General features: G+C 41.3%; 21 protein-coding genes. 7 read left to right on the plus strand and 14 right to left on the minus strand.

Going from position 1 to position 23,162, the window contains the following annotated elements; all coding sequences use genetic code 11:
* Positions 1 to 8 precede the first annotated feature (8 nt).
* The 7 genes from ACFGVS_RS06265 to ACFGVS_RS06295 all read right to left on the minus strand — a co-directional run bounded on the left by ACFGVS_RS06265 (position 9) and on the right by ACFGVS_RS06295 (position 9,808).
* Complete coding sequence (locus ACFGVS_RS06265) at positions 9 to 3,446, minus strand: SusC/RagA family TonB-linked outer membrane protein (protein WP_439697909.1); 3,438 nt, start codon at positions 3,444 to 3,446, stop codon at positions 9 to 11.
* A gap of 163 nt (positions 3,447 to 3,609) precedes the next feature.
* Complete coding sequence (locus tag ACFGVS_RS06270) at positions 3,610 to 4,731, minus strand: FecR family protein (RefSeq protein ID WP_274213130.1); 1,122 nt, start codon at positions 4,729 to 4,731, stop codon at positions 3,610 to 3,612.
* A gap of 193 nt (positions 4,732 to 4,924) precedes the next feature.
* A complete protein-coding gene (locus ACFGVS_RS06275) occupies positions 4,925 to 5,506 on the minus strand; it encodes an RNA polymerase sigma factor (RefSeq protein WP_274213129.1) in 582 nt (193 codons plus the stop codon).
* Positions 5,507 to 6,115: 609 nt separating this feature from the next.
* On the minus strand, positions 6,116 to 6,520 hold the full coding sequence (locus tag ACFGVS_RS06280; RefSeq protein WP_439697910.1) for a nuclear transport factor 2 family protein: 405 nt from the start codon (positions 6,518 to 6,520) through the stop codon (positions 6,116 to 6,118).
* 11 nt (positions 6,521 to 6,531) lie between these two features.
* Positions 6,532 to 7,389: an SDR family oxidoreductase gene (locus ACFGVS_RS06285; protein ID WP_439697911.1), complete on the minus strand. Its 858-nt coding sequence runs from the start codon at positions 7,387 to 7,389 to the stop codon at positions 6,532 to 6,534.
* 109 nt (positions 7,390 to 7,498) lie between these two features.
* Positions 7,499 to 8,083, minus strand: coding sequence for a Crp/Fnr family transcriptional regulator (locus ACFGVS_RS06290; RefSeq protein ID WP_439697912.1), 585 nt, complete (start codon positions 8,081 to 8,083; stop codon positions 7,499 to 7,501).
* A 426-nt stretch (positions 8,084 to 8,509) separates the two neighbouring features.
* Positions 8,510 to 9,808 (minus strand): MFS transporter, encoded by a 1,299-nt coding sequence (locus ACFGVS_RS06295; protein WP_439697913.1) that lies wholly within the window; start codon positions 9,806 to 9,808, stop codon positions 8,510 to 8,512.
* 108 nt (positions 9,809 to 9,916) lie between these two features.
* Here ACFGVS_RS06295 and ACFGVS_RS06300 point away from each other — a divergent pair, with 108 nt between their 5' ends.
* Entirely contained in the window at positions 9,917 to 11,203 is a 1,287-nt protein-coding gene (locus ACFGVS_RS06300; RefSeq protein WP_439697914.1) for a DUF2851 family protein, read from the plus strand.
* Between the two features lies 1 nt (position 11,204).
* The gene (locus ACFGVS_RS06305; RefSeq protein ID WP_439697915.1) at positions 11,205 to 11,426 is read left to right on the plus strand and encodes a PspC domain-containing protein; all 222 of its coding nucleotides are present in this window, start codon (positions 11,205 to 11,207) and stop codon (positions 11,424 to 11,426) included.
* 142 nt (positions 11,427 to 11,568) lie between these two features.
* On the opposite strand, the gene ACFGVS_RS06310 is transcribed toward ACFGVS_RS06305, so the two are convergent.
* Entirely contained in the window at positions 11,569 to 11,949 is a 381-nt protein-coding gene (locus tag ACFGVS_RS06310; RefSeq protein WP_158643021.1) for a DUF1493 family protein, read from the minus strand.
* Between the two features lie 165 nt (positions 11,950 to 12,114).
* Between ACFGVS_RS06310 and ACFGVS_RS06315 the strand changes: the two genes are divergently transcribed.
* Both ACFGVS_RS06315 and ACFGVS_RS06320 read left to right on the plus strand, forming a co-directional pair.
* Positions 12,115 to 12,804: an HAD family hydrolase gene (locus tag ACFGVS_RS06315; protein ID WP_439697916.1), complete on the plus strand. Its 690-nt coding sequence runs from the start codon at positions 12,115 to 12,117 to the stop codon at positions 12,802 to 12,804.
* Positions 12,801 to 13,430 (plus strand): CatA-like O-acetyltransferase, encoded by a 630-nt coding sequence (locus tag ACFGVS_RS06320; protein ID WP_439697917.1) that lies wholly within the window; start codon positions 12,801 to 12,803, stop codon positions 13,428 to 13,430. Before ACFGVS_RS06315 ends, ACFGVS_RS06320 begins: the two co-directional genes overlap by 4 nt.
* On the opposite strand, the gene ACFGVS_RS06325 is transcribed toward ACFGVS_RS06320, so the two are convergent.
* Both ACFGVS_RS06325 and ACFGVS_RS06330 read right to left on the minus strand, forming a co-directional pair.
* Entirely contained in the window at positions 13,427 to 13,936 is a 510-nt protein-coding gene (locus ACFGVS_RS06325; protein ID WP_439697918.1) for a GNAT family N-acetyltransferase, read from the minus strand. The two genes, ACFGVS_RS06320 and ACFGVS_RS06325, sit on opposite strands and share 4 nt — an antisense overlap.
* A 67-nt stretch (positions 13,937 to 14,003) precedes the next feature.
* Positions 14,004 to 14,339, minus strand: a complete 336-nt coding sequence (locus tag ACFGVS_RS06330) for a cupin domain-containing protein (protein WP_147060469.1) — start codon at positions 14,337 to 14,339, stop codon at positions 14,004 to 14,006.
* Positions 14,340 to 14,562: 223 nt separating this feature from the next.
* On the opposite strand from ACFGVS_RS06330, the gene ACFGVS_RS06335 reads away from it, so the two are divergent.
* Positions 14,563 to 15,459 carry a DnaJ C-terminal domain-containing protein gene (locus ACFGVS_RS06335; protein ID WP_439697919.1) on the plus strand — a complete coding sequence of 299 codons (897 nt, stop codon included), beginning with the start codon at positions 14,563 to 14,565 and terminating at the stop codon, positions 15,457 to 15,459.
* Between the two features lie 5 nt (positions 15,460 to 15,464).
* Positions 15,465 to 15,758, plus strand: a complete 294-nt coding sequence (locus ACFGVS_RS06340; protein ID WP_090650749.1) for a chaperone modulator CbpM — start codon at positions 15,465 to 15,467, stop codon at positions 15,756 to 15,758.
* A gap of 5 nt (positions 15,759 to 15,763) precedes the next feature.
* Here ACFGVS_RS06340 and tnpA read toward each other — a convergent pair whose 3' ends face one another.
* Positions 15,764 to 16,225 carry an IS200/IS605 family transposase gene (gene tnpA / locus ACFGVS_RS06345; protein WP_439697920.1) on the minus strand — a complete coding sequence of 154 codons (462 nt, stop codon included), beginning with the start codon at positions 16,223 to 16,225 and terminating at the stop codon, positions 15,764 to 15,766.
* 361 nt (positions 16,226 to 16,586) lie between these two features.
* Positions 16,587 to 18,269 carry a MutS-related protein gene (locus tag ACFGVS_RS06350; protein ID WP_439697921.1) on the minus strand — a complete coding sequence of 561 codons (1,683 nt, stop codon included), beginning with the start codon at positions 18,267 to 18,269 and terminating at the stop codon, positions 16,587 to 16,589.
* A 204-nt stretch (positions 18,270 to 18,473) separates the two neighbouring features.
* On the opposite strand from ACFGVS_RS06350, the gene ACFGVS_RS06355 reads away from it, so the two are divergent.
* Complete coding sequence (locus ACFGVS_RS06355; protein WP_439697922.1) at positions 18,474 to 19,571, plus strand: zinc-binding metallopeptidase family protein; 1,098 nt, start codon at positions 18,474 to 18,476, stop codon at positions 19,569 to 19,571.
* A gap of 395 nt (positions 19,572 to 19,966) precedes the next feature.
* On the opposite strand, the gene ACFGVS_RS06360 is transcribed toward ACFGVS_RS06355, so the two are convergent.
* Together ACFGVS_RS06360 and ACFGVS_RS06365 are read right to left on the minus strand one after the other, a co-directional pair.
* Positions 19,967 to 20,455: a hypothetical protein gene (locus ACFGVS_RS06360; RefSeq protein ID WP_439697923.1), complete on the minus strand. Its 489-nt coding sequence runs from the start codon at positions 20,453 to 20,455 to the stop codon at positions 19,967 to 19,969.
* A gap of 41 nt (positions 20,456 to 20,496) precedes the next feature.
* Entirely contained in the window at positions 20,497 to 22,689 is a 2,193-nt protein-coding gene (locus ACFGVS_RS06365; RefSeq protein ID WP_439697924.1) for a penicillin acylase family protein, read from the minus strand.
* Between the last annotated feature and the right edge of the window lie 473 nt (positions 22,690 to 23,162).

The raw sequence follows: 23,162 nt of genomic DNA on the forward strand, positions 1-23,162 counted from the left end.
AGTCATTATTAAAATGTGGCTTGTATAGAACATGTTAAACTGCGGGCATAAGGGTAAGTAATGCCACGCTCCGTTTCGATGCTTGATGAATGGAACACATCATTAACCGTAAGTGTAGCCCTAACCATTTGCATCCCTATCTTTTTAGCAATGCTTTTTTTGACGTCGTACGATAGGTTGAAAGAAGGAAGATCAATAGTATTTTCCTTTTGTATAAAGCGCGAGGTAGCATAAGAGGTACCCAAATCGGCAATGTTTTTATACAAGGCCACATCCCCGGGTTTCTGCCATCTTTGTGCAAGGGCGCGGCTATCAACATTAAAGCGGGGATCGGCGTTTTCAACCCGGTCAATCAAGGTTTGGTTAAACTGTTGGCCACCAAATTTGTAGTGAAAGGTAAAACTAAGCAAGAATTGCTTATAGGTGATATTGCTGCCAATATACCCTTCAACCTTGGGTTCAGAGTCACCAATGGGCTGCGTATCGGCGATATCATAATTGTAAGTTAAAGAACCATCCTTTTTAACCAGGATCTCTTTACCGTTTTCAGGATCGATACCTAATGATTTTACGCCCCAGATTGTATTGATGGATTGCCCCTCTGCAAAACGCAATAACGGGGTGCCCTGTACACCGTTACTGGCATTTGACTGATAATCATCAACACTTTTGTTATAAGCTTTTAACGCATTGGATATGCTTACTATTTTATTGGTATTATGCGATAAATTGCCAATAATGTTGATATTCAAGTCTTTCGACCGAAAGGCATTCGCGGTCAAATAAAGCTCATAGCCCCTATTACCCATATCACCTAAATTGGCTTTGTAAGTGCTATATCCTGTAGATGGCGCTATGTTAATGTCAGATAGTAAGCCTTTGGTCAGCTTGTAATAATAATGAGGGTTAAGTACTATACGGTCTTTAAACAAACCCAATTCCAATGATAAGTCGAAATTATTTGTCTTTTGCCATTTCAGGTCGGAGTTTCCATAGCCGTTAACGGTTGCGCCAACACCGGTTGAATACCAGTTGGATGTTTGGTAAGTATAAGTGGTATTTGACAACGATGGGGGGAAATCTACCGAACCAGTAATACCGGTTGACGCTGTAATTTTTAACCTTGAAATAGATGGAAAATTATTTTTAATAAAATCCTCATAATGCATATTCCAACCGATACCGGTAGCCCAAAAAGGCGCGAAACGCTGGTTTGAACCAAAAGCCGAAGAACCGTCAAGGCGGAAGGTAGCATCAAGTAAATACTTGTTTTTGAAGGAATAGCTACCACTAAAAAAGGAACCAATCAACCGGCTTGCAGCCTCATCTCCTGCAGGCGCCGCATTCGGCGTATAAGTACGGGCAAACCCAATGTTGGTAAATTTGTCATTTGAAAAGCCGCGGGCTTCAAACGCTTTATAACTTGAAGTAGCTGAGGTAATATTTGAACCTAAAGTGGCATTTACGGAATGATTGCCAAGTTGCGTATTGTAAACAAACCTTAAATTACCATCAAGCTTTAAAGAGTTGTTAACCACGTAATCGTAACTGCCCCTGTTTTGAATATCGGCAGTAGGGCCGTAAAAAAAACTGTTGCTTAAGGGCGATACAAATGCATCTGAGGTTCCTTTAGTATCGGTAACGCTCATTAAACCAATTAAACGCAGGCCTTTAAAAATTTTCCAATCGATTGAAATATCGTCCAAAAGCTCCAGGTATGCCGACTTGTTGAAGTTACCCAGGCTGGCTTCAAATAAGGGGTTGTAAACAGGTTCGTTCCTATACTGGCCGTATACCGGATCATTATAATGAGTATCAACAACCCAGTTAGCTATCTCCCTGATGTAATTGCCGTTTGCATCCTTTATAGGATAGTACGGGTTCATACTTACATAGGTAGAAAAATCGCCGTATTTTGATACAACAGAGTTAACCTGGCTTACAGTAACCTCGTTTTTTATCAAAACGTTACGACTTGGATTATAAAAGAAACTCATTCCGCCGGTATACTGGTTACGTGACGATCCTTTCATTACACCAGGATTGGTTTGATACCGTAAATTGATACCGTACCTGAAAGTAGAGTCGCCGCCTTCGGCATATAGCGAATGTTTGTGGCCATATGAATTAATAAGCGGTTGTGATAACCAGTAGGTATTTATACCACTCACTACATTGCGCAGTTTGCTGTAATATTCATTATCCAACTGATCCTGGCTTGATGCCGTGTTATTTACAGCACTATATAAACCTGCAAGCTTTTCGTACTGTAGTTTGTCGGCAGCGTTTAATACGTGATACCCGGTAAGGTCTGGCGCTTGTACTGTAAGCTGGTAGTTGTATGAAAGCTGCAATTTACCCGGTATTGGCGCTTTAGTTGTAATTACAATTACGCCGTTTGCTGCCCTTGAACCGTATACGGCGGTGGCAGCAGCATCTTTTAAAATGGTTACCGACGAGATGCGGTTCATATCCAAATCCACCACTTTTTCTAAAGAAACCTCAAACCCATCAAGTAAAAAAACAGGCAAATTGTAGGTACTTGACAGGTTATTACGATCAATGATTTCGCCATTTACCGATGGCAAAGTGGTTGAACCACGAACGGTGATCTTTGGTAGCGCATTAGGGTCAGATCCCAGCAGGTTGTTATCCGCAATTCTTAGCGAAGGATCAAATGTCGCTATACTTTTAATCAGGTTTTGAGGATTCACCCGCTGTAAGTCGTCACCCTTAATCACAATGGCACTACCTGTATAGTTGTCTTTTTTAATAACCTGGTAACCGGTTATCACCACATCGCTAATGGTGCTGTTTTTAGATAACATGTTTATCTTTAGATACTGACCATTTTTAATGGTTACTTCTTTAGTTTGGTAACCAACATATGAGAATGACAATACGTCGCCCTGCAAAACACTTAACGTAAACTCGCCGCTGGCGTTAGTCTGCGTGTATTGGGCTTTATTTTTCACACTGATGTTAACTCCGATTAACGGAATATTTGCCGCCGAGTCGATCACCTTTCCCTGGATAATTACAGGGACAGCAAAGCTGCCTGTTGCGGCGCCCGGTACACGTTTTTCAGGAGCCTTACGACTAATCACAACAGTTTTATTGATAATGGTGTAATTCAAATCAAGACCCTTTAAACAGGTTGCTAAGGCTGTTTCCAGCGGGGCGTTATCGATATCAATGTCCTGTGTTTGTTTTAGGCTGATCTTTTCGGGGTAAAAGAACATATACCCAGTTTGTTTTTTGATGTCTTTAAAAATAGTTTCGAGCGACGCATTATGCCTTTTGATGGTTACGTTTTGCGCAAAAGTTGCTGCAGATAAGTGTAATGCACAAATGAATACAAATACTGTAGTTAGTTTGATGATAGCACGTTTTTGCTTTATCCCCCGTAATAAGCAAAGAAGAGGGTAAAGAAATTTTAATTTCATACTTTTGATTTAGAAATAGGTGATAATTAAGCAGGACACCGGTCAAAGTTTACTGCTTGCCTTTTTGATAGCCGGGAGATTAGCGTCTTTCGGCTTTTCTTTCTTTTTGCGGAGGTTTTTAGTATGATTTTATCATAGGCATAGCTGAGTTTTAAAGTTTAGTTTAATCATTAGTTGGATGTGGATTATAGGATACGATAAGGTTGTTATCTTTTTGTTCAAAATGAACCTGGTAAAGCTCCAGGATTTTTAATACATCACTTAAATTGCTGAACCTGGAAATTTCGCCATGAAATTTCTCGTCGGAAATAGTTCCAGAGTAGCTTACATCAACATTGTACCAGCGAGACACCTGGCGCATAATTGTTTTAAGATCATCGCCATCAAAAGAAAAAATGCCATTTTTCCAGGCAACTTCTTTTTCAGTATCAACCTCTCTTTTCAGCAAATCACCCTGATCACGGGATACGCTTTGCTGCCCCGGCGCAATTACGGTTTTAGCATCTTGATTACTAACTTCAACGGAGCCCTCAAGCAGGGTTGTTTTAATGCTGTTCTCATCAGCGTAAGCGTTTATATCAAAATGGGTACCCAGTACCCGCACGGCCTGAAAACCCGATTTAACTATAAATGGCATGGCCTTATTTTTGGCCACTTCAAAGTAAGCCTCGCCCGTCAACTCCACCTTTCGTTCTACGCCTTTAAAAACAGCTGGAAAACGAAGAGACGACATTGCGTTTAGCCAAACTTTGGTACCATCTGCCAGAATGAGCTGGTATTGGCCTCCTTTAGGGGTTGTTATAGTGTTGAAGCCTTCTGCCGCCTGGCCTTTTCCCTTTGCAGCATAGCTTAACTGGCCGTCTGCCACTTTAAGCACCGTTACATTACCCTGGGTTGCTATATTTCCGTTTTTGGCATTATTTAAAACAATTTTGACGCCATTTGCAAGCGTCAGGAAAGCTTTATTACCGCCAGGAAGAACATTCGCAATCTGAACGCCGTTCTGTTGGGCATCCGGCTTCTTTAAAAGCAGATAAAAGCCGAGCGATAACAAAATCAAGACAGACGCGGCTATAGGCATCCACAATTTCGCAGGACGTAATTTTTTAACATGATTACCTTCCTCCTCTTTTCCAAGTGATCCCAGTTCTTCGTCCATTGAATCTGAAAGATATTGGTCCAGTTCCCCTTTTTCGGCCAGGTGAAAAAAAACCTCCAATTCTTCGTCGGTCGACTTTTTTTCCAGGTATCGTTTTACAAGCTCTTTGTAATGATCTTTATCCATAAAAACAGATTTCTATGCCTAAGACAACGAAAACGTGCCTGCAGGGTAGCTGAATTTTATAAAAGTTAAAAAAAAGTTAATATTGACGAGAATGGCCGCCAAATTGCAGCGCAACGAGAGAAAAATCGGATATATGGAAAGGGTTGCCTGCCTAAAAAAGGAAACAATTGACAAATTCAGTCTATGCCAACGGCTAATAACGGGAGACTATTGCAAAAAAAACAGTCAAAGAGATACCAAGTTCTTTTTTTAAGGAAAAACTCAGTGCTTTCATAGAAGCTACCATATGATTTTTTACCGCATTCCGCGAAATTCCCAGTTCCTGTGCTACTTCGTCATAAGTTTTTTCCTGTTCGCGGCACATATGGAAGATTTCCCTTGTTCTTGGCGGCAGGCTTTCTAACACCCGTTTTAAGAATGTAAGGTATTCCTGGTGTATCAATTCATCTTCGGTACTATTTCTTGCCGCGATAAAGCTATTTACAACCAGACCCAGCGCAGCTTCGGAGCGAAAAGCCGCCTTCATACAATTAAGGGTATGGTTTTTTGCTATTGTATACAAATAGCTTTTAAAAGAGGTGACGGCCAAAAGGTTAGTCCTGTTTTCCCATATTTTTATAAATACTTCCTGCGTAAGATCTTCTGCCAGTAATTCCGAATGAACATATTTCATGACAAAGTGATAAATCAGTGCCTTATACTTTCCAAATAAGCGGGCGAATGCCAATTCATCTCCTGCAATCATTTTTTGCAGAAGTTGCTGATCATCATACATGTGGCCTAATCTCACAGAATGTCAGAAATATCAATTTAATAATAAAACATACAGTAAATTCAAATTTAGTTAAATAAACAGGATTTTTAATAATAAATCAACCAACAAAAACACTAAATATATCCACGGGAGTGTAACAGGCTCAGTAGGCGCTGTAGTTACCTGTTACTCCACGGGTTATGCGCAAAAATGACATTAAAACCGACTATCCCCGACCGGTAAAGGAATAAAGCGACCCGATCCAGCCGTTTAGAGCAATATGCAAGCCTGCAATAACCCGATCGTGGTAAACGGGTCCCTCAAAAAGGCGGTCTATTAACTAGATTACGAAAAGAATCACCTGCTAAAGCTGTACACGCTTTGGAAATTTTTAAGATTTACCTGATATGGGGAAAAGGCAATTCTACCTTGATCGCTGCTTATAACCTTTTATCCTGCCTGCTATAGGTGCCGGTATTGGCGGGTGTTGTACATAATTACAACACAAATATGAGGCTTACTTCAATGGTGTATTTTGTTGTGTTGCCCAATTTATTTTGTTGTAGCGTTCGGGTAGTGAATAAACCAAGAGACCTTATATTTATGGATATGAGGTCTCTTGGTTATCGATCAGGAGATGTCGATACCTTTGATGTCACGAATCACCGGCACCATGTTCAGCGCCTCACGAATCAGTTGGATTTTGCCATTTTTAGCAACCACCCTGCCCATATAATGCTGGGTGTATTCCTTGCCATTGGCGGCGATGACTGCGGTGGCTTCATATTCGCCGAAGGCCTGCTCTGGTGTGTCGATATGAATCTGGATATTTCTGAATTTAAAGCCCGGAAAGGTCTTGGGCAGGTTACTCAGAAACTTGTATAATACCTCTCTCCCTTCCCAGCGGGCTGGCAGGCCAAGACTGGCCAGGTACGGCAATTCAAAAACAGCGTCATCAGCAAATAGCCCGATCTGGAAATCCGGATTACCTATATGATTTAGGTAATCCAGTAATAGTTCTTTTGCGGTTTTCATGTTCGTATAAATTAATTGGTGTAAGCAGCTAACCATTTCTCTTTGATTGCAGCGCGGGCCTCGATGAATTCTTTATCAGTACCACGGGCTATCGCATCCAGCGGAAAGCGCAACGGACGGGAGCCTTTAGGCATATTGACCAGTTCCAGGATACCGTCGGCTATGGTCTGCGGATCCATATTGAATTGTTCCATTTTACCGAACAGGGCGGTTCCCAAAGCGTTGAATCTTTCGGTGGCGGCATTCCCGTATTCAGCTAAGACCTCGGGCCTGTCTGCATGCACGCCAGCTTTGGAACCGTTATTCATTTCGGTAGGATAAACGCCTGGCTGTATGCTCACATTTTCGATGCCGAAGTCGGATAGTTCGGCTTGCGCACCTTCGGTAATACTTTCCACCACAAATTTGGAGGCCAGGTATGGAATCATAAAAGGTAAAGTATGGCCGCTGGCGCCGGAGGTCAGGTTAATAATCAGGCCCTTCTTTTCTTTCCGCATGGCAGGTAGCACTGCCTGGTAGGTGCGCAATACTCCGTAAACGTTCACCTCGAACATGTTCCTGACCTGATCCAGTGAATACCCCTCTAACAGGCCAAACCCGCTGACAGCAGCATTGTTAACCAATACGTCGATCTTGCCATATTTTGACAATACATACTCAAAGGCCTGCCGAACAGAATCGTCACTCGTGATATCGATCTCTACAACCTCGACATTGGGAATGCCGTTCAGTTCCTGAGCGACGGAGGCATTTTTGCCCGCCACATTACGCATACCTGCTATAACCGAATGCCCGGCGTTTGCTAAAGTAATGGCAGTGAGTTTTCCAAAGCCTGTACTTGTTCCGGTGATAAAAATTGTTTTTGACATGGTTCTTATTTTTTAATGTTTGTAAATGTTTGTTTGAACACTACAAAGGTGCTGCAACGGTCGAACCTGCACATTGATATAAAATAAGAAAGCAATTGATATAGATCAATCAGGACTTGTTGCGCGCCGTCTGGGTGCGGATACGGCTTAGTGTTTCAGGAGTCATACCCAGATAAGAAGCGATCATACTTTGCGGAACACGCAGGGCGAACTCGGGGTACTTTTTAACAAAGTTGAGGTATTTTTCTTCGGCCGTATAACTCAGGGCGGCATTAATGCGGTTTTGCTGAGTAACGAAACTTTTATTAAGGATGGTATTAACCATTTGATCAAGTGCCGGGATATCCCTGCAAAGTATTTCAAAATTACTATGTGTAAACAGCACCAGTTCGCTGTCTTCTATCGCATCAATGTTGAAACGAGCGGGCTGCCGGGATAAAAGGCTTTCCCGGTCGCCACACCACCAGTTTTCAATACTGAACCCGATGATATGCTCGTTCCCTTTTTCATCTACAGAATAGGTGCGTAAACAGCCGGAGCTTACAAAAGCATCATACTTCCATACGTCACCCGCTTGCAGCAGGTACTGGCGTTTACGGATCTTTTTAATCACAGCAACCGAACGTATCATTTCTTTTTCCGCATCAGTCAATGTAGCCCGGTCATCAATGTAGCGCTGAAAAGTTTCATACATGGCCCCGAAGATAAATAAAATGCGGTAATGCCACCAACCCCTCTCCCTCGCAAAATAACAATACCCATCGGCAGAAGCAATATTTAAGGCATTAGAACTTTACAACAGGATAATACTGGATAATTTGCCACTGCCAATTTCCTGCCAGTGTTGCGGACGATATAAGCAAAGTACAAATTGGCTTTTTCACTGCCCCGCAAGTGCGCATTCAGGGCAAAGCTTTGGCCTGCAGACTGGAAACGAAACCCAGCTGTGGCATTGTGGCGACCGAAGATAAAGTATTGTTTTCAGCTTCGCTTAAATATTTTTTGACCGATTGACGTTTTAACCGGATAGTAATTAATGGATGAATAATCTCTTAATCCGGTAAATTTGGTTCAGAAGATCATTTGCATATTTGAATTCTAAAAACCCTCACATCCAACCTTAATCCTCCTCCATCTTCGAGTGTTTCCGGGTATCCCTCATGGTAATATAAAGTACCAGCGATAAAGCGATACACACGGTTACATACCAGTAAAACCATTGGGCGTGATGCGCTGTTTTAAAGCCTAAAGCAATGTATTCGGCCGAGCCGCCAAATATAGATACCGCTATGGCATACGGAAAACCAACACCAAGCGCACGGATATTTGCCGGGAAAAGCTCGGCCTTTACAACGGCATTAATAGAGGTATAGCCGCTTACGATGATAAGTGCTGCCAAAATAAGTCCGAAAGCAATCCAGCCGTCTTTTGTGCCCCCAAGCAATGTGAGTATCGGGACAGTTGTTATTGTACCCAAAACGCCAAAACCTATCAGCAATGGTTTACGCCCTATGTTATCAGATAACAGACCAAAAAGCGGCTGTATCAGCATAAAAACCAGCAAAGTAAGGCTTGAAATTAAGGTAGCTTCTGCCTTGCTATAACCGGAAGTGTCGACCAGGAACTTTTGCATGTACGTTGTAAAGGTATAAAATGCCAATGTCCCACCTGCTGTAAGGCCTATAACTGTAAGTACAGCCTTTGGGTGTTTGGCAAGTTCGGCAATAGTACCGTTTGTTGTGCTTGTTTTTTCTTTCGCAAAGGAGGCTGATTCCTGTAAACTACGGCGCAGGTACATGGTAATCACAGCCAAAAAAGCTCCAATGCCGAAGGCAATGCGCCAACCCCAGTCATGCAACTGTTGCTCAGTTAAAAATATCCTTTGCAGTAAAACCAATAAGCCCAGGGCAAGCAGCTGCCCCATAATAAGGGTTACATATTGAAAGCTGGAATAAAAACCCCGGTGCCTGCGGCCAGCCATTTCGCTTAAATAGGTCGCGCTTGTACCGTATTCGCCGCCAACACTCAGGCCTTGTATAACACGGGCCAATACCAGCAGCAGCGGCGCTGCAACGCCAATAGTTTTGTAACCTGGCGTTATGGTAATAATTAATGAGCCAAGGCTCATGAGGAGCACCGATACAGTTAGTGCCTTTTTGCGACCGTGTTTATCGGCATATGTACCCATAAGCCAACCGCCTATCGGCCTCATCAAAAAGCCGAGCGCAAATACACCCGCAGTATTTAATAGTTGGGCTGTCTGGTCGCCTTTTGGGAAAAAAGAGCTTGAAAAATAAAGTGAAAATGCCGAGTACACATACCAATCATACCATTCAACCAAATTGCCTAACGAGCCGCCAATTATTGATTTGATACGACCGCCTGTTGTTTTAACGGTAACATGGGATGTATTAGTCATATTTTGCTTAAAAAAAGATGAACGCATAAATGTACTATAATCAAATTAGCGCACAAAAAACTTAATCAGCTTAATCTAACTAAATCAACTACTCGCTATATTTAAAGCATGCTTTTTACCGAAGATTTTTTGCATTACGTATGGAAATTCCGCCTGTTTGACCGTTCAGATCTGCGAACGGAAGATGGCGAAACGCTGGAGATATTTTCAACTGGTATTCATAACAGCGATTCGGGCCCCGATTTTCATAATGCCAGGATTAAAATTGGAGAAACGCTTTGGGCTGGCAATGTGGAAGTGCACCTTTCGGCTTCCGATTGGCAAAAGCACGGCCATACCACCGATGAGGCTTACAATAATGTGATTTTGCATGTTGTTTACAACAACGATTTGCCATTAAAACTAAACAACGGGCGAACAGTACCTACCCTGCAATTAAACAACAGGGTTCCGGCCGAATTATATGGCCGCTATCACCAGATGATATTCGGCAACCAAACTATTATACCATGCGAAGCCAGCATCGGCACAGTTGACGGATTAATTATGCACAACTGGCTTACCCGTGTTTTGGTGGAACGGCTGGAAAAAAAATCGGCTGCAGTTATAGCCGCCCTCGCCATTAACCGGGGCGATTGGGAAGAAACGTTTTACCAATTTTTAGCCGCCAATTTTGGGTTTAAAACAAATGCCCTGCCTTTTGAACTGCTGGCAAAATCGTTACCGCAGCTTACGTTGGCCAAAAACAAAAATAACCCGATGCAAATTGAGGCGCTGATATTTGGCCAGGCAGGTTTTTTAGAGAGCAACCTGAAGGATGACTATCCCGTTAAGCTAAAAAAAGAATATGATTACCTGCGAAAGAAATACAGCCTAAACCCTATAGAAAACCATTTATGGAAATTTATGCGCTTAAGGCCGCCCAATTTCCCAACCATCAGGCTTGCCCAATTTGCCGCCCTGATTGTCAGTGCCAATCACCTATTCTCGAAAATATTGGAGATAAAGGACATTGATGCCTTACGCAACTTGTTTGCATCCATTAAAACAAACGAGTATTGGGACAATCATTACCGTTTTGATGTACTTTCAAAACCATTGCCTAAAGTTATGGGAGCGGCTTCGGTTGATGTATTGCTTATTAATACCCTTGCCCTGTTCTTGTTTAGCTATGGCAAACATCATCAGCAGCAATATTATATTAGCCGCGCGCTAAAACTTTTAGAAAATTTGCCGGCCGAAAAGAACAATATTACCGCAGATTTTGTTAACTTAGGGGTGAAAATTACTAATGCATTTGAATCGCAGGCGCTAATCGAACTAAAAAATAACTATTGTAATTACAAAAAATGCCTGCAGTGCGGCGTTGGTAATAAAATATTAAAGCTCAGCTGAAATGCTACAAAGAATATTAACTTTTTTTGAACGCTACTCCTTTGGTGTATGTACGTACCTGGGCGAAAAGTTTAACATTTCGATAGCCAAAATCCGGTTGTTTTTTATTTACTCCTCCTTTTTAGCGGTTGGCTTTCCACTTATATTTTATTTCTTCGCAGGCATCGTGCTTGATATCCGTAAATTCGTAAAGCGTACCCACACGAGGGCTACTGATCTTTAACAGGATTTTACAGGATTAACAGGATTTTTTGAAAATAGAAGTAGCTGACTTACCAATCTTTTATTAATCTTATTACTTCACCGGGGCTTGATGATAGCTTCATCGTCAACGTAAAAACAAATAACGTATTAAGTTTAGGTACTTACACCAACATTCCGGTTATTACAGCATCCTGCAAATTACGTACTTTAAACTTGGGTTTGTAACAGTAATGCGCAAGTTGTTTTACCCAGGTGCTGTTATAGCCAAATACCATTTTTATCATCCTTACCCGCGTTGAACCTTTGGGATATCCGTATTTGTACCAAGTAAATTTAGATTGGTCTATTTTAAACTGATCGGTAAAATCGGCCAGGAAAAGATCTATTTCTATATCGAAAATATCCAGGTCGAGGTCCAGGCTGGTTTCAAGGCAAAGGCTGCCGGGGTCTACACTGCGAATTTTGTAGCGGCTGCAATAATCAACAATAAATTCTTTTAAAGGGGGCAGTATCTCTTCCATTAATTGAATAGTTTTGATCATGTTGGTTATAGGACGTTGTTTTAAAAACAAAGGTTGCATCATGGAGACCAGTTTTTTTTAAAAAGGTTACCGAAATATTAAAACGTTTTCAATTGTGCTTAGTATACTTTTCGATGAATATTTAACAGGGTATTGTTATTATTGCAAACAGTTTACCAAGTTACCATGAAATTAAAAGTTATTGCTTTTGATGCCGACGATACCCTTTGGGTTAACGAACCTTATTTTCAGAATACAGAGAGAAAGTTTTGCAGCCTGCTGGAGGACTTTTTGCCCGAACATGATATTTCAAAAGAGCTTTTTAAGGTGGAAGTTGATAACCTGCCTCTTTACGGTTATGGCATAAAAGGTTATATACTGAGCATGATTGAAGCCGCATTAAAAATATCAGATAACAAGATCGGTATTGATACCATCAACATTATTTTACAATATGGACGAGAGATGCTCAATGAGCCTATTGAACTGCTGGATGGCGTGGAGCACGTTTTATCAACGCTGAAAACTGATTATCGCCTGGTGGTAGCAACAAAAGGCGATCTGCTTGACCAGGAACGTAAACTAAAAAAATCGGGCCTGGCGCATTATTTTCACCATATCGAGATCATGAGCGATAAAAAAGAAGATGATTATATTAAATTGATAAAACACCTGGATATCCAACCAGGCGAGTTTATGATGGTGGGTAATTCCCTTAAATCAGATGTGATGCCGGTGTTGAATATTGGTGGCTATGCCATACATGTGCCATACCATACCACCTGGGCGCATGAGCATGTGGAGACAAGTTTAAGTCATGAAAAATTCATGCAGGCCGATAAGCTCGCCGATATCTTATCATCGGTAAAAAGATGAAGAAAAAATTAGATCTTGATAACTGGGTACGTAAAGAACATTTCCTTTTCTTTAAACAATTTGACGAGCCATATTACGGCGTAACCGTAACTATGGATTGTACAGCCGCCTATGTTTTTGCCAAAGAGCGAAACGTATCCTTCTTTTTATATACCATGTACCTCGCCTTAACTGCTGCGCAAAAGATAGCCGAATTTACCTACCGTATTGAAGGCAATGATGTATACATCCACGATCAGATAGACGGAGGATCGACCGTTGGGCGTGCAAATGGCACATTTGGTTTCGGATCGTTTCCATACGCGTCTTCATTTGATGAATTTATAGTTACTGCCAATCAAGAGGTTGAGCAGGTGCAACAATCCAATGAGCTGATACGTGCTTCGGCCACCAATATCATCCGTTTTTCGTCATTACCCTGGATTGATTTCACCAGTTTATCTCATGCCCGGATGTTTGGTATTGAAGATAGCTGCCCCAAAATATCCTTTGGCAAAATGACGGTACACGAGGATGGAAAAAGATCAATGCCTGTATCTATACACGTACATCATGCCCTGGTAGATGGCTTACACGTTGGGCAGTTTATTGATAGTTTTCAGCAGTTAATGAATAACGGCGCTTAAACCGTTTTTTCCATTACAATAAGTTCTATCGGTTCTTTTGGTGCTCCAAACCTGCCGTGATCATGAAATGGTTGAATTTCGCCCGTGAATGAGTAACCACGCCGCTCATACCAGCCAATCAACTCCTTACGGCTGCGTATTACCGTCATGCTGATTGTATGCAGGCCAAGTTGCTTTGCAATTACTTCAGCCTCCTCTATTAAAGCGCGGCCTACTCCCCCGTTTTGCAACGCCGGCGATACGCTAAACATCCCCAGGTATAACTTATCCCCCTTAACTTCAAGGTATACTGTGCCTATGATGTTACCGTCGGTGCTGGTATACTTTAAAATGGTGATGGCATCGTTATTCAGGTAATCAATCAACATCGGCTCATCAATCCTGATACCGCCAACCAGATCAGTTTCTGTAGTCCAGCCTTTTTTTGATTCCTCGCCCCGGTAGGCACTGTTAATCAATATATTTAGTTCGGCTACGTCGGCAAGCGTTGCTTTGGTTATTGGCATAGTATTTTGTTTTTGGGAGGGCAAACTTAGTATTTACAGCAATAAATCCCTAACAAAAATTAACCGTTTACAACAATTTATAGTCCTCGCGGGCCGGGCTAAAAATATCAATCAGTTTGCAATCAGTTACAGCGGTACCGCCATGCACAATATTTGATGGGATAATTGCAAACATTCCGGGATCTAATACCTGCGGAATGCCATCAACTGTAAGTTCAAATTTGCCTTCCAGCACAAATGAATACTGTTCGTGTACATGTTTATGCATCGGTAAAGATATCCCTGCCTTTACTTCAATAAAATTGATGGTGTTAGAATTAGTATGGATTAGTTTTGAAAAATAGCCGGGCGCAATCTCTTTGGTTTGGATATCGCTAAACAGGTGGAAAAATTGGTTTTGCATGCATCAAATTTACACTACTATTTTAAACTTTGTATCTTTTATTCAATTGCTATTGTCTACCGGTTAAAACAATCCTCGCGTTTTGTTAGTATTGTGAATGGGGTAAAAACAATCGTGTGATTAACTAAATTTATAACCAAATGTTGACCGTTTATAATACCGCAATATTTGAAAACCATCTTATCTTTATGCAGTTATTACATAAGTTACACATCACCCCATCATGGCTTTTATTGATTACTATAAAATATTAGGAATAGACAAGGCAGCTTCGGACAAAGACGTTAAAAATGCTTACCGCAAGCTGGCCCGCAAATATCATCCCGACCTAAATCCAAACGACGCCGAAGCAAATAAAAAATTTCAGGAAATAAACGAAGCTAATGAAGTATTGAGCGATCCCGAAAAACGCAAAAAGTACGACAAATACGGCGAAAACTGGCAGCATGGCGAAGCATATGAACAACAAACCAGGCAGCAACAAAACAGGCAACGTAGTAGTGGTGGGTCGGGCGGTTTCGAAGGATTTGGAGGAGGCTTTGGCGGTGGCGAAGATTTTTCTGATTTCTTCCAATCGATGTTTGGGGGTGCAGGTGGCGGACGCCGCACAGGTTACCGTGGCCAGGATTTAAATGCCGAATTTCAATTGAACCTGCAGGATACTTTACAAACACATAAGCAAACGCTTACAGTTAACGGAAAAAATATACGTATTACAATCCCGGCTGGCATTGAAAATGGCCAAACTATTAAAATAGCCGGTCATGGCGGCGCGGGTGTAAATGGAGGTCCTGCCGGCGACCTGTTTATTAAATTTAATATTCCGGCGGATGTCCGTTTTAAACGGGATGGTGCTAACCTTTATAATACCATTGATCTTGACTTATATACGGCTGTATTAGGCGGCGAGATTATGGCCGAAACACCAACCGGAAAAGTAAAAGTTAAAGTAAAGCCCGAAACTCAAAATGGTACCAAGGTAAAACTAAAAGGCAAGGGTATGCCAGTTTATAAAAAAGAGAATGAGTTTGGCGACTTATATCTTACCTATAATATAAAAATACCAACCAACCTTACCGAAAAACAAAAGCAACTGTTTGAAGAACTGTCAAAATCCTGAATATTATGAAAACGGAGAATCTAATTACAGTCGATGAATTTTGTGTTTACCATAATGTAGAGTTCACTTTTATTACTTCATTGCGGCAGGCGGGGCTTGTTGATGTTAAAGAAGTTGACCAAACCATATTCATTCCCGAGTCGGAATTGAAAAAACTTCAGAAAATAATTAGCTTGCACGAGTTGGACATCAATATTGCAGGCATCGAGGCTATAACCCATATGCTTGACAGGATTGAGCAAATGCAGGAAAATATGCGTGGGCTGAGGAATAAGCTGAAACTGTATGAGGGGGAGTAAGTTGCCTATTCTAACGGCTTGAAAATATATCGTTCATCGTAGTCTACTTCAAAATGGTCAAGAAATTGCTTATACTCTTCTAAAAAGTTTTTATGCCGATGATGTTCTTCCTGGTTTTCAATATATAAAGCAACTTTTTTAATATGAGACCGCGAGTAAGAGAACGCTCCATACCCCTCCTGCCATTTGAATGGGGAATTACTAAATTTCTCCTTATTAATCCATTCAGACGATGAGCCTTTTACCATTTTCATCAAGTCTGATAATGATTGGGTTGGTCTGAAACCAAAGAATAAATGCAGGTGATCTGGCAAACTATTGATGCTTATCATCTTATGGCCGTTGTTTTTGACAATTCCGGTAATATATTTATGCAACTCGTCTTTCCACGTTGGTTTGATGAGTGACTGCCGAAATTTTACGGCTATAACACATTGAATGTGAATCTGGGTATAGGTATTGGCCATTGTTTGTTGATTTTGGTTTGTAAGTAGCGTACCTACGGCACGTAAACCTGTGTTTATCCATTTTCTACCGACATCAGACACCGATGGGGTTACTTATCTGATTTATAATAGTACAAAAAATTTCATAAAAAAGAAAGCAAGAGTGGCGTACCTATGGCACGCATCCTACGTTTTATTTTTTTCTACCGATATCGGACCCCGACGGGGTCACTTATCTGACTTATATATACAAGAGTCGAATCTATCATTTTTAAAAATTGAATCAACCATACAAAACGACTCCGTAGGAGTGAAATATCGGTAGAAAACAAAAGGAAGGGCTTTGCGTGCCGTAGGTACGCCACTTAATGCTACAGCCCCCCTACTCCATATACTTCAACATCATGCGTTCGCTAACAATATTGGCGTCATCAATTACAGATTCCGGGTAGCCCATGGAGGCCAATATGGCAATACCATTTTTGCTTTTAAGCAGTCCCTCTTTTAATTTGTAATCAAATACCAGCGTTTTGCCCGATTTGGAATCTTCAAACGAGTAAATGGCAAAGTCTTCATCAAGTAATTCGGCCAGTTCAAGGTCGTGGGTAGATACAAAAACAAAATTGTTGTTGGCAGTGATATACGATAATACCGATTTTGCGGCTGCAATACGTTCAATCGTATTCGTTCCCCTGAAAATTTCATCTATAATAACCAGGCTTTTAATTTCTTCGTCAGCGCTGCTGCTATCAACAATATTTAATATTGCCATCGCCTGTGCCTGAAAAAAGCTTTGTTGCTCTTCAATACTATCTGTTATTTTGATACTGGTTTGTATTTTCAGGAATGGTGCCTTGTAAGCCTTGGCGCAGCTGGTAAATATAGTTTGGGCCAACAAAGTATTGATTGCTATTGCCTTAATGAATGTAGTTTTCCCCGACATGTTTGAGCCGGTTATCAAAGCTCCCCTATCTGCCCGGGTATACAATGAATTAGGCACACAATTATCTATCAAAGGATGGAACAGGTCGGTAATTTCCATTTTGGCATCCTCGCTCATAAATTCAGGCTTGCTATAAAACGGCAAACCTTCCCTTACCGATTGTATGGCTATCAGCATATCTACCTCGGCTACAAAGTTGTACACCTTTTCAATATCGTCGCGGAATTTGCCAATGTGGTTTATTGAATTGGTGTAGATATGGGGTTCGAGCAGAAAAAGCACCTTAAAAAACTGGAATACCGCATAGCCAGGGGAGTCCGAATCAACCACCAGCTCACTTTCGAAATTCACAATAGTCAATGATCGTCTCAGGCCGGCGAGATTTACGAGGCACCTTTTGATGTCACCTGTATCGCCGATATTGGCATATTTGACTAACCAAACGGCTACTTTATGCATTATTAACAGTTGGGGCAGTGAGTCAGAATATCCAGCTGTCTTTTTCTTGCTGGCAAAATGAAATATTGTGTTATAACCCAACAGAACGCCCAATATAATAAGGCTAACAGGGTTAGGTATAACAATAAGTGAAATAATTACCGCTAAAATTAAATACGGCACGATTTTAACGTACAAAGCCATTACAGGTGCAAATAATGGCGTATGCGTTTTTAAAAATAAGTTGGGAATTTGATAGGCATTACTATGGTTGAGCTTTGAAAGTTCGAGTTCCAAAAATTCGCGATTAGGTGCATCCGCGTTCAGGGCCGTTACCTTAGCATCAAGTTTCAATAAATTATCAAGTGATGTTTCCGGAAAATGTAGTTTTTTATATAATAATTGTTTTCCGGGTTTTGAATTAGTTCTGTCTATATAGTTAAAAACATTTTTCACGTCAAGATCATCCGAGGTTACCGCTGTTATTTTGCCTTTAGTAATATCTGCATCCAGGTAAATTTTTATCAAATCGAAATTGCGCTTAGAGTTTACCGGTTTAGCCCATTTATTTTTGATTTTCTCCAGTTTTTTTTCTTTAGCCCGCAATCTCCCAAAATAAGATACTATGTATGAAATTGTTAGCACAATAGACAAAAGTAGTACCGTAAAAATGATGTAATACATGCTTAAAAAGAATAAAAAAATTAAACCGGTGGTTTATTTTCCAGTCAATATAAATGTAGACAAAGTTATTAACTATAACCATTTTCAAAACATATAGGAACAGCTTACGCATACACTCCTCTTATTTTCACTATCTCAAAACCCGCCGCCTTATAATCTGTTAACTCACAAGCTATTCAACAATGAACAGCCTTAACACAGATTATGAAATTGTTTAAATGTACCAACTGCGGTCAGCTATTATATTTTGAAAACAGTATATGCGAATGTTGCAAAAGTCCTTTGGGTTTTATTCCCGGTGATCTGAACCTGGCCACGCTTGTCCAGGATAACAATGCAGTTTATCGTTTACACAGCAATAAAAAACCGTTATTGGGCGGCCTGATGAGCAATAAAAAGCAATTGTTCAAGTATTGCAAAAATCACGAGTTTGATGTTTGCAACTGGCTTATACCGACTGATAGCCCTAATATATTTTGCCGCGCATGTGAATTAAACCACATTGTGCCCAATTTAGCCGACCCTGATCATTTAAGGCAGTGGCGGTTGATAGAATTTGCCAAGCACAGGCTTATTTATACGCTGTTGCAAATGAAGCTGCCCCTGGTAAGTAAAATTCAGGATGCAGTTAAAGGCCTGAGTTTTGATTTCCTTACAGAGGCGGATGCCGCTCAACAGGTTTTAACCGGGCATGAAGATGGCTTAATTACCTTGAATGTTGATGAAGCTGATGACGATAAGCGTGAACTATCGCGTAAACAAATGAACGAGCCTTATCGTACTCTGCTGGGTCATTTCAGGCACGAGGTTGGCCATTACCACTGGGACAGGCTAATTGATAACAGTGCATTTATTGACGAGTACCGCCAATTATTTGGCGATGAACGCCAGGATTACACCCAGGCACTTGAACGGAATTACAGCCAGGGGCCACCAGCTGATTGGAACTTAAATTTCATAAGCACGTACGCAAGTTCGCACCCATGGGAGGATTGGGCCGAAACGTGGGCACATTACCTGCATATTATGGATACGCTTGAAACCGCCGACGCCTTCGGGATGACGGTATCTCCCCGCCTCGCCGATAAAAAAAGCAACCTAAAGGCAATCATCAATGTGAGCCCTTATCAACAGGAAAGTTTTGAAACCCTGCTTAATTTATGGTTACCATTAACCTTCGCCATGAACAGCATGAACCGCAGCATGGGCAACAAGGATTTGTACCCTTTTGTAATACCGCCAAAGGTGGTTGAAAAACTAGCATTTATACATAAGGTTTGTTATGCATCAAGGGTGAATTAGTAAGGGGATTGGCTTTAAGTCTCTAAAGGAACAAAGTTCAAAATAAGAAAATTGTCATCCTAAGCGGTAAAATTTGCGAAATTCTGAAGAGGGAATGACAATCCTAATAAACGACTGTCATCCTGAGTAAGTTTTATTTGCGCACAAATAAAACTTACTCAGGATGACAGAAAATGAAACTTGTCTTGGGTAGCTTGTCGAAGACTCGCGCGGAGAGGCCTTTGCCTACTATGCTTCGACAAGCTCAGCATGACAACGCTCTTTAGTATGTTACTCTCCCTTTAGAGTTTCGCGAAATTTCACGGCTGAAGATGGAAGGCCTTCGTTTATATTCTTAGCCCTAAAAATTTACCCAAACTTTACAACTCAAGACACCTTAAAGCAAAATGCATTTATCAATCAAAGCCTACATATTCTTTTTGTTTAACCTCTACGTAGCCGGCGGTATTATCGCGGCTGATGTACATTACGATATGAAAAAAGTCGTTATCAAACTGGTAAATGTTGTTTATTGTATCGGCCCCCTGGAACTTCATGGGCAGGCCCTGGCTTTTTGCCTGTGAAATTAAGTGGAAAATTTGTTCAGTACGGGCTGTTTTATAGGTTACGGTACGCAGTATGGCCCCGCTGCTTAATTTCAAAGCTACCCCAATATCTACCGATTCTTGTTTCTTCTGGGCATCTGTTTTACTCAAATGCTCAATAGTATTGCCATCAACGTCCTGGGTATAAGCCTTTTTAAAGCCTTTTGCCAAAACCAGGTATTTGTGCGCATCGGCGTTTGTTAGGTTGGTTAAATTGATAAGGTCATTAACTGTTATGCTTTGTCCAAACAGGTTGGCGCCGCAAAAACATAATAAAGCCACAAACAGGAACTTTTTCATTTTTGTTATCGTATCCAAATATACTTTTTTCTTTAACTAAATTAACTTCCCGGATGATAGCTTTTACTTACGTGTTTCAGTACATCTTCGCGGTAAAATAGCACATCTTTAAACTTACCTTCAATAATACCCTGTGCCTGGTCGGTAAAGTTTTTCGATGCGGCCTCAAACGATTGCCCGCCTGTCATGATACTTTTAGCCTTTATCTTCGGCCCAAATTCAACCGCAGCTACAAAACTATTGCCCGAGTAACCATACCTTTTCAAAGTATTTACCGTACGGCTCTGGAACGATGGCAATTGCCCAAACCCCGAACCAGTTAAACCCACCGGAATACTCGGCAGCTTATCATCAAAGGTTATGCCATCGGCAGGTCGTTGGTAGCGGTTCATATCGCCCCATAGTACCTGCCAGGTGCCAAAACGGCTTTGCAGGTTTATCATAACCGCGTTTAAAAGCTCCAGCTGCTGCTTGCCCGGGGTTTTATCGGCCAGTGTTTTAATGCGCCGGGTAATGAAAGTACTTTCCTGGTCGGTTTTAGGCGGAGGGAGTAATTTAAGCATGGCCGTACCCCATTCAATGGCCAGTGAACTTGCTACCGAATTGGCGGCCGTACGCCTATCCCACTGCTTTAATATTGTTACAGCACCTGATATTGAGCGCCTTAACGAGTCAGGGGCCTCATCATAGGCTTTAAATAGCGCGGGCAGTAAATCGTCAAAGGCAGCCAGGTAGTGGTCATATCCTTTTGCTATAAGGCCATCCAGTGTAAGTTTATCAGCATTCTTTAATATGTTAATGGCCGTAACTGCCCGGTAATTTTCGCCATCGGGCGCCATATAAGCCGGATATTTACTTTTATCCGGACTGCTTGCACCGGCATCAGTATAAGGCGTTGAATTGCAATTTTGAATCCAGCCGGTAGCGGGGTTTATCGTGGTAACAATTTCGTTTAAATGGTGTACCCCTTGCCATTCGGTAGCGGGCGTGCTACCATCAACGGGTAAACTCCAGTCATATTTGGGGTCGCGTTTGGGGATATAATTGCCATACCAAAAAATAGTATTGCCCTTATCATCGGCATAAACAGTGGCGTTAGTGGCGTTGGATACCAGGTCCATGGCTTCTTTATATTCGGCCAGGTTATTGGCCTTAGTTATTTGCCATGATTCTAACAGCGCGTTATATGAGCGATTATTGGCCTTTAGCGCCAGCCATTTGCCGTCGCGGCTGCCTACTACCGGACCATGATGGGTATAGTAGCCGGTTATTGTTTTTTGCTCAAGCTTATCGCCTTTTTTGATATTGATAACCAATTTACGTTCGGTAACGGGTTTAAGGGCGCCATTGTATTCGTAAAACCACCTGCCGTCTTTTTTTACCATTTTTTCGGCATACAGGTCGGCAACATCGGCATAGCTGCTGGTATGCATCCATCCACAGTGCTTGTTAAAACCCTGGTATATAAAAAACTGTCCCCAGGTTACTGCCCCGTAGGCATGCGAACCTTCTTCGCTCACCAGCTCCACTTCGCTGCGAAAATAAAAGGGCACATGCGGATTAATATACAACAAAGCGTGCCCCGAAGCCGACCGCGATGGAGAGATAGCAAACCCATTAGACCCGGTTTCGCGTTCGTTTACAAATTCATAAGCTTTGGCCGGGCGATCTGGAACGTAACCCAGTTTGTCGCCGCCATTTATATAAAATTCTTTTGTTTCATCCAGCTTAATGCCCCCTGTTTCGGTGGCGGCTACGCTTCCATCGGTAAACATCAGTGCGTACCAGGGCTCAAAATGTTTAAATACCTTTGGCTTTACTTCGGGATGTTTGTACAGGTAGTAATTTATGCCACCGGCAAAAGCATCTAATAGTTTCCTGAAAGCCGGGGCGCTCGTTTTATAATCCCTAATGGCATCTGCACTATCGGCAATTAATTGTAACTGAATATCGGTAGCCAGGCTATTTTCTCCATCCACTTCGGTTTGTTTACCAAACTGGTAAAGGTAATTGCGTTCTATTCCTTTAAAGTTATCTTCGCACTGCGAGTACATCAATCCAAAAACTACGCTGGCATCGGTTTTTCCGTAAATATGCGGCACACCATAATTATCGCGGATGATAGTTACCGATTTGGCCAGATCTATCGCTCGTTTTATTTCCTGCCGGTTAATTTTTTGAGAAAATACAAATACAGGGGAAAACAATAAAATAAAGGTTAAATTCAATTTCATGGTAACAAATATTTTACCCGGACATCTAAGTAAATAAAGTAACGTTAGATAGACACTTATTAATAATATGAGGTAAATTTGAGCGTTTAAACGCAATATTTATATTGTATCTTCGTTTGCCTTAAATTATTCACAATTTATAGAAGCAAGGTTAAATATAACATTGTTTAAAAGCTGCTGACACAATGTAATAAAAAAATTGTTTATCGGTTATTACATCGGTAAATATAAGAGCTTGGATTAATCATCTTACATGAGATCTGAGGTTTAGTTGATACAGTATCATCTGAGAAATGATATTGCAGTGCGTTCCGGGGTGAGATACGGAACGCATTTTTTATTTAGTTCATTAGTTCATTGGTCTTTGCAAGTGGTGCCATAACTGGCAACTATGAGGGCAAACTAAATCAACCAATAACTAATAAGCTAAAACAGTCATTGGTTTTTACAGGTGGCCGACCGAAATTGACCAT

Origin of the sequence: Mucilaginibacter sediminis, assembly GCF_051903035.1 — a bacterium.
In the GTDB taxonomy this organism is placed as follows: Bacteria; Bacteroidota; Bacteroidia; order Sphingobacteriales; family Sphingobacteriaceae; genus Mucilaginibacter.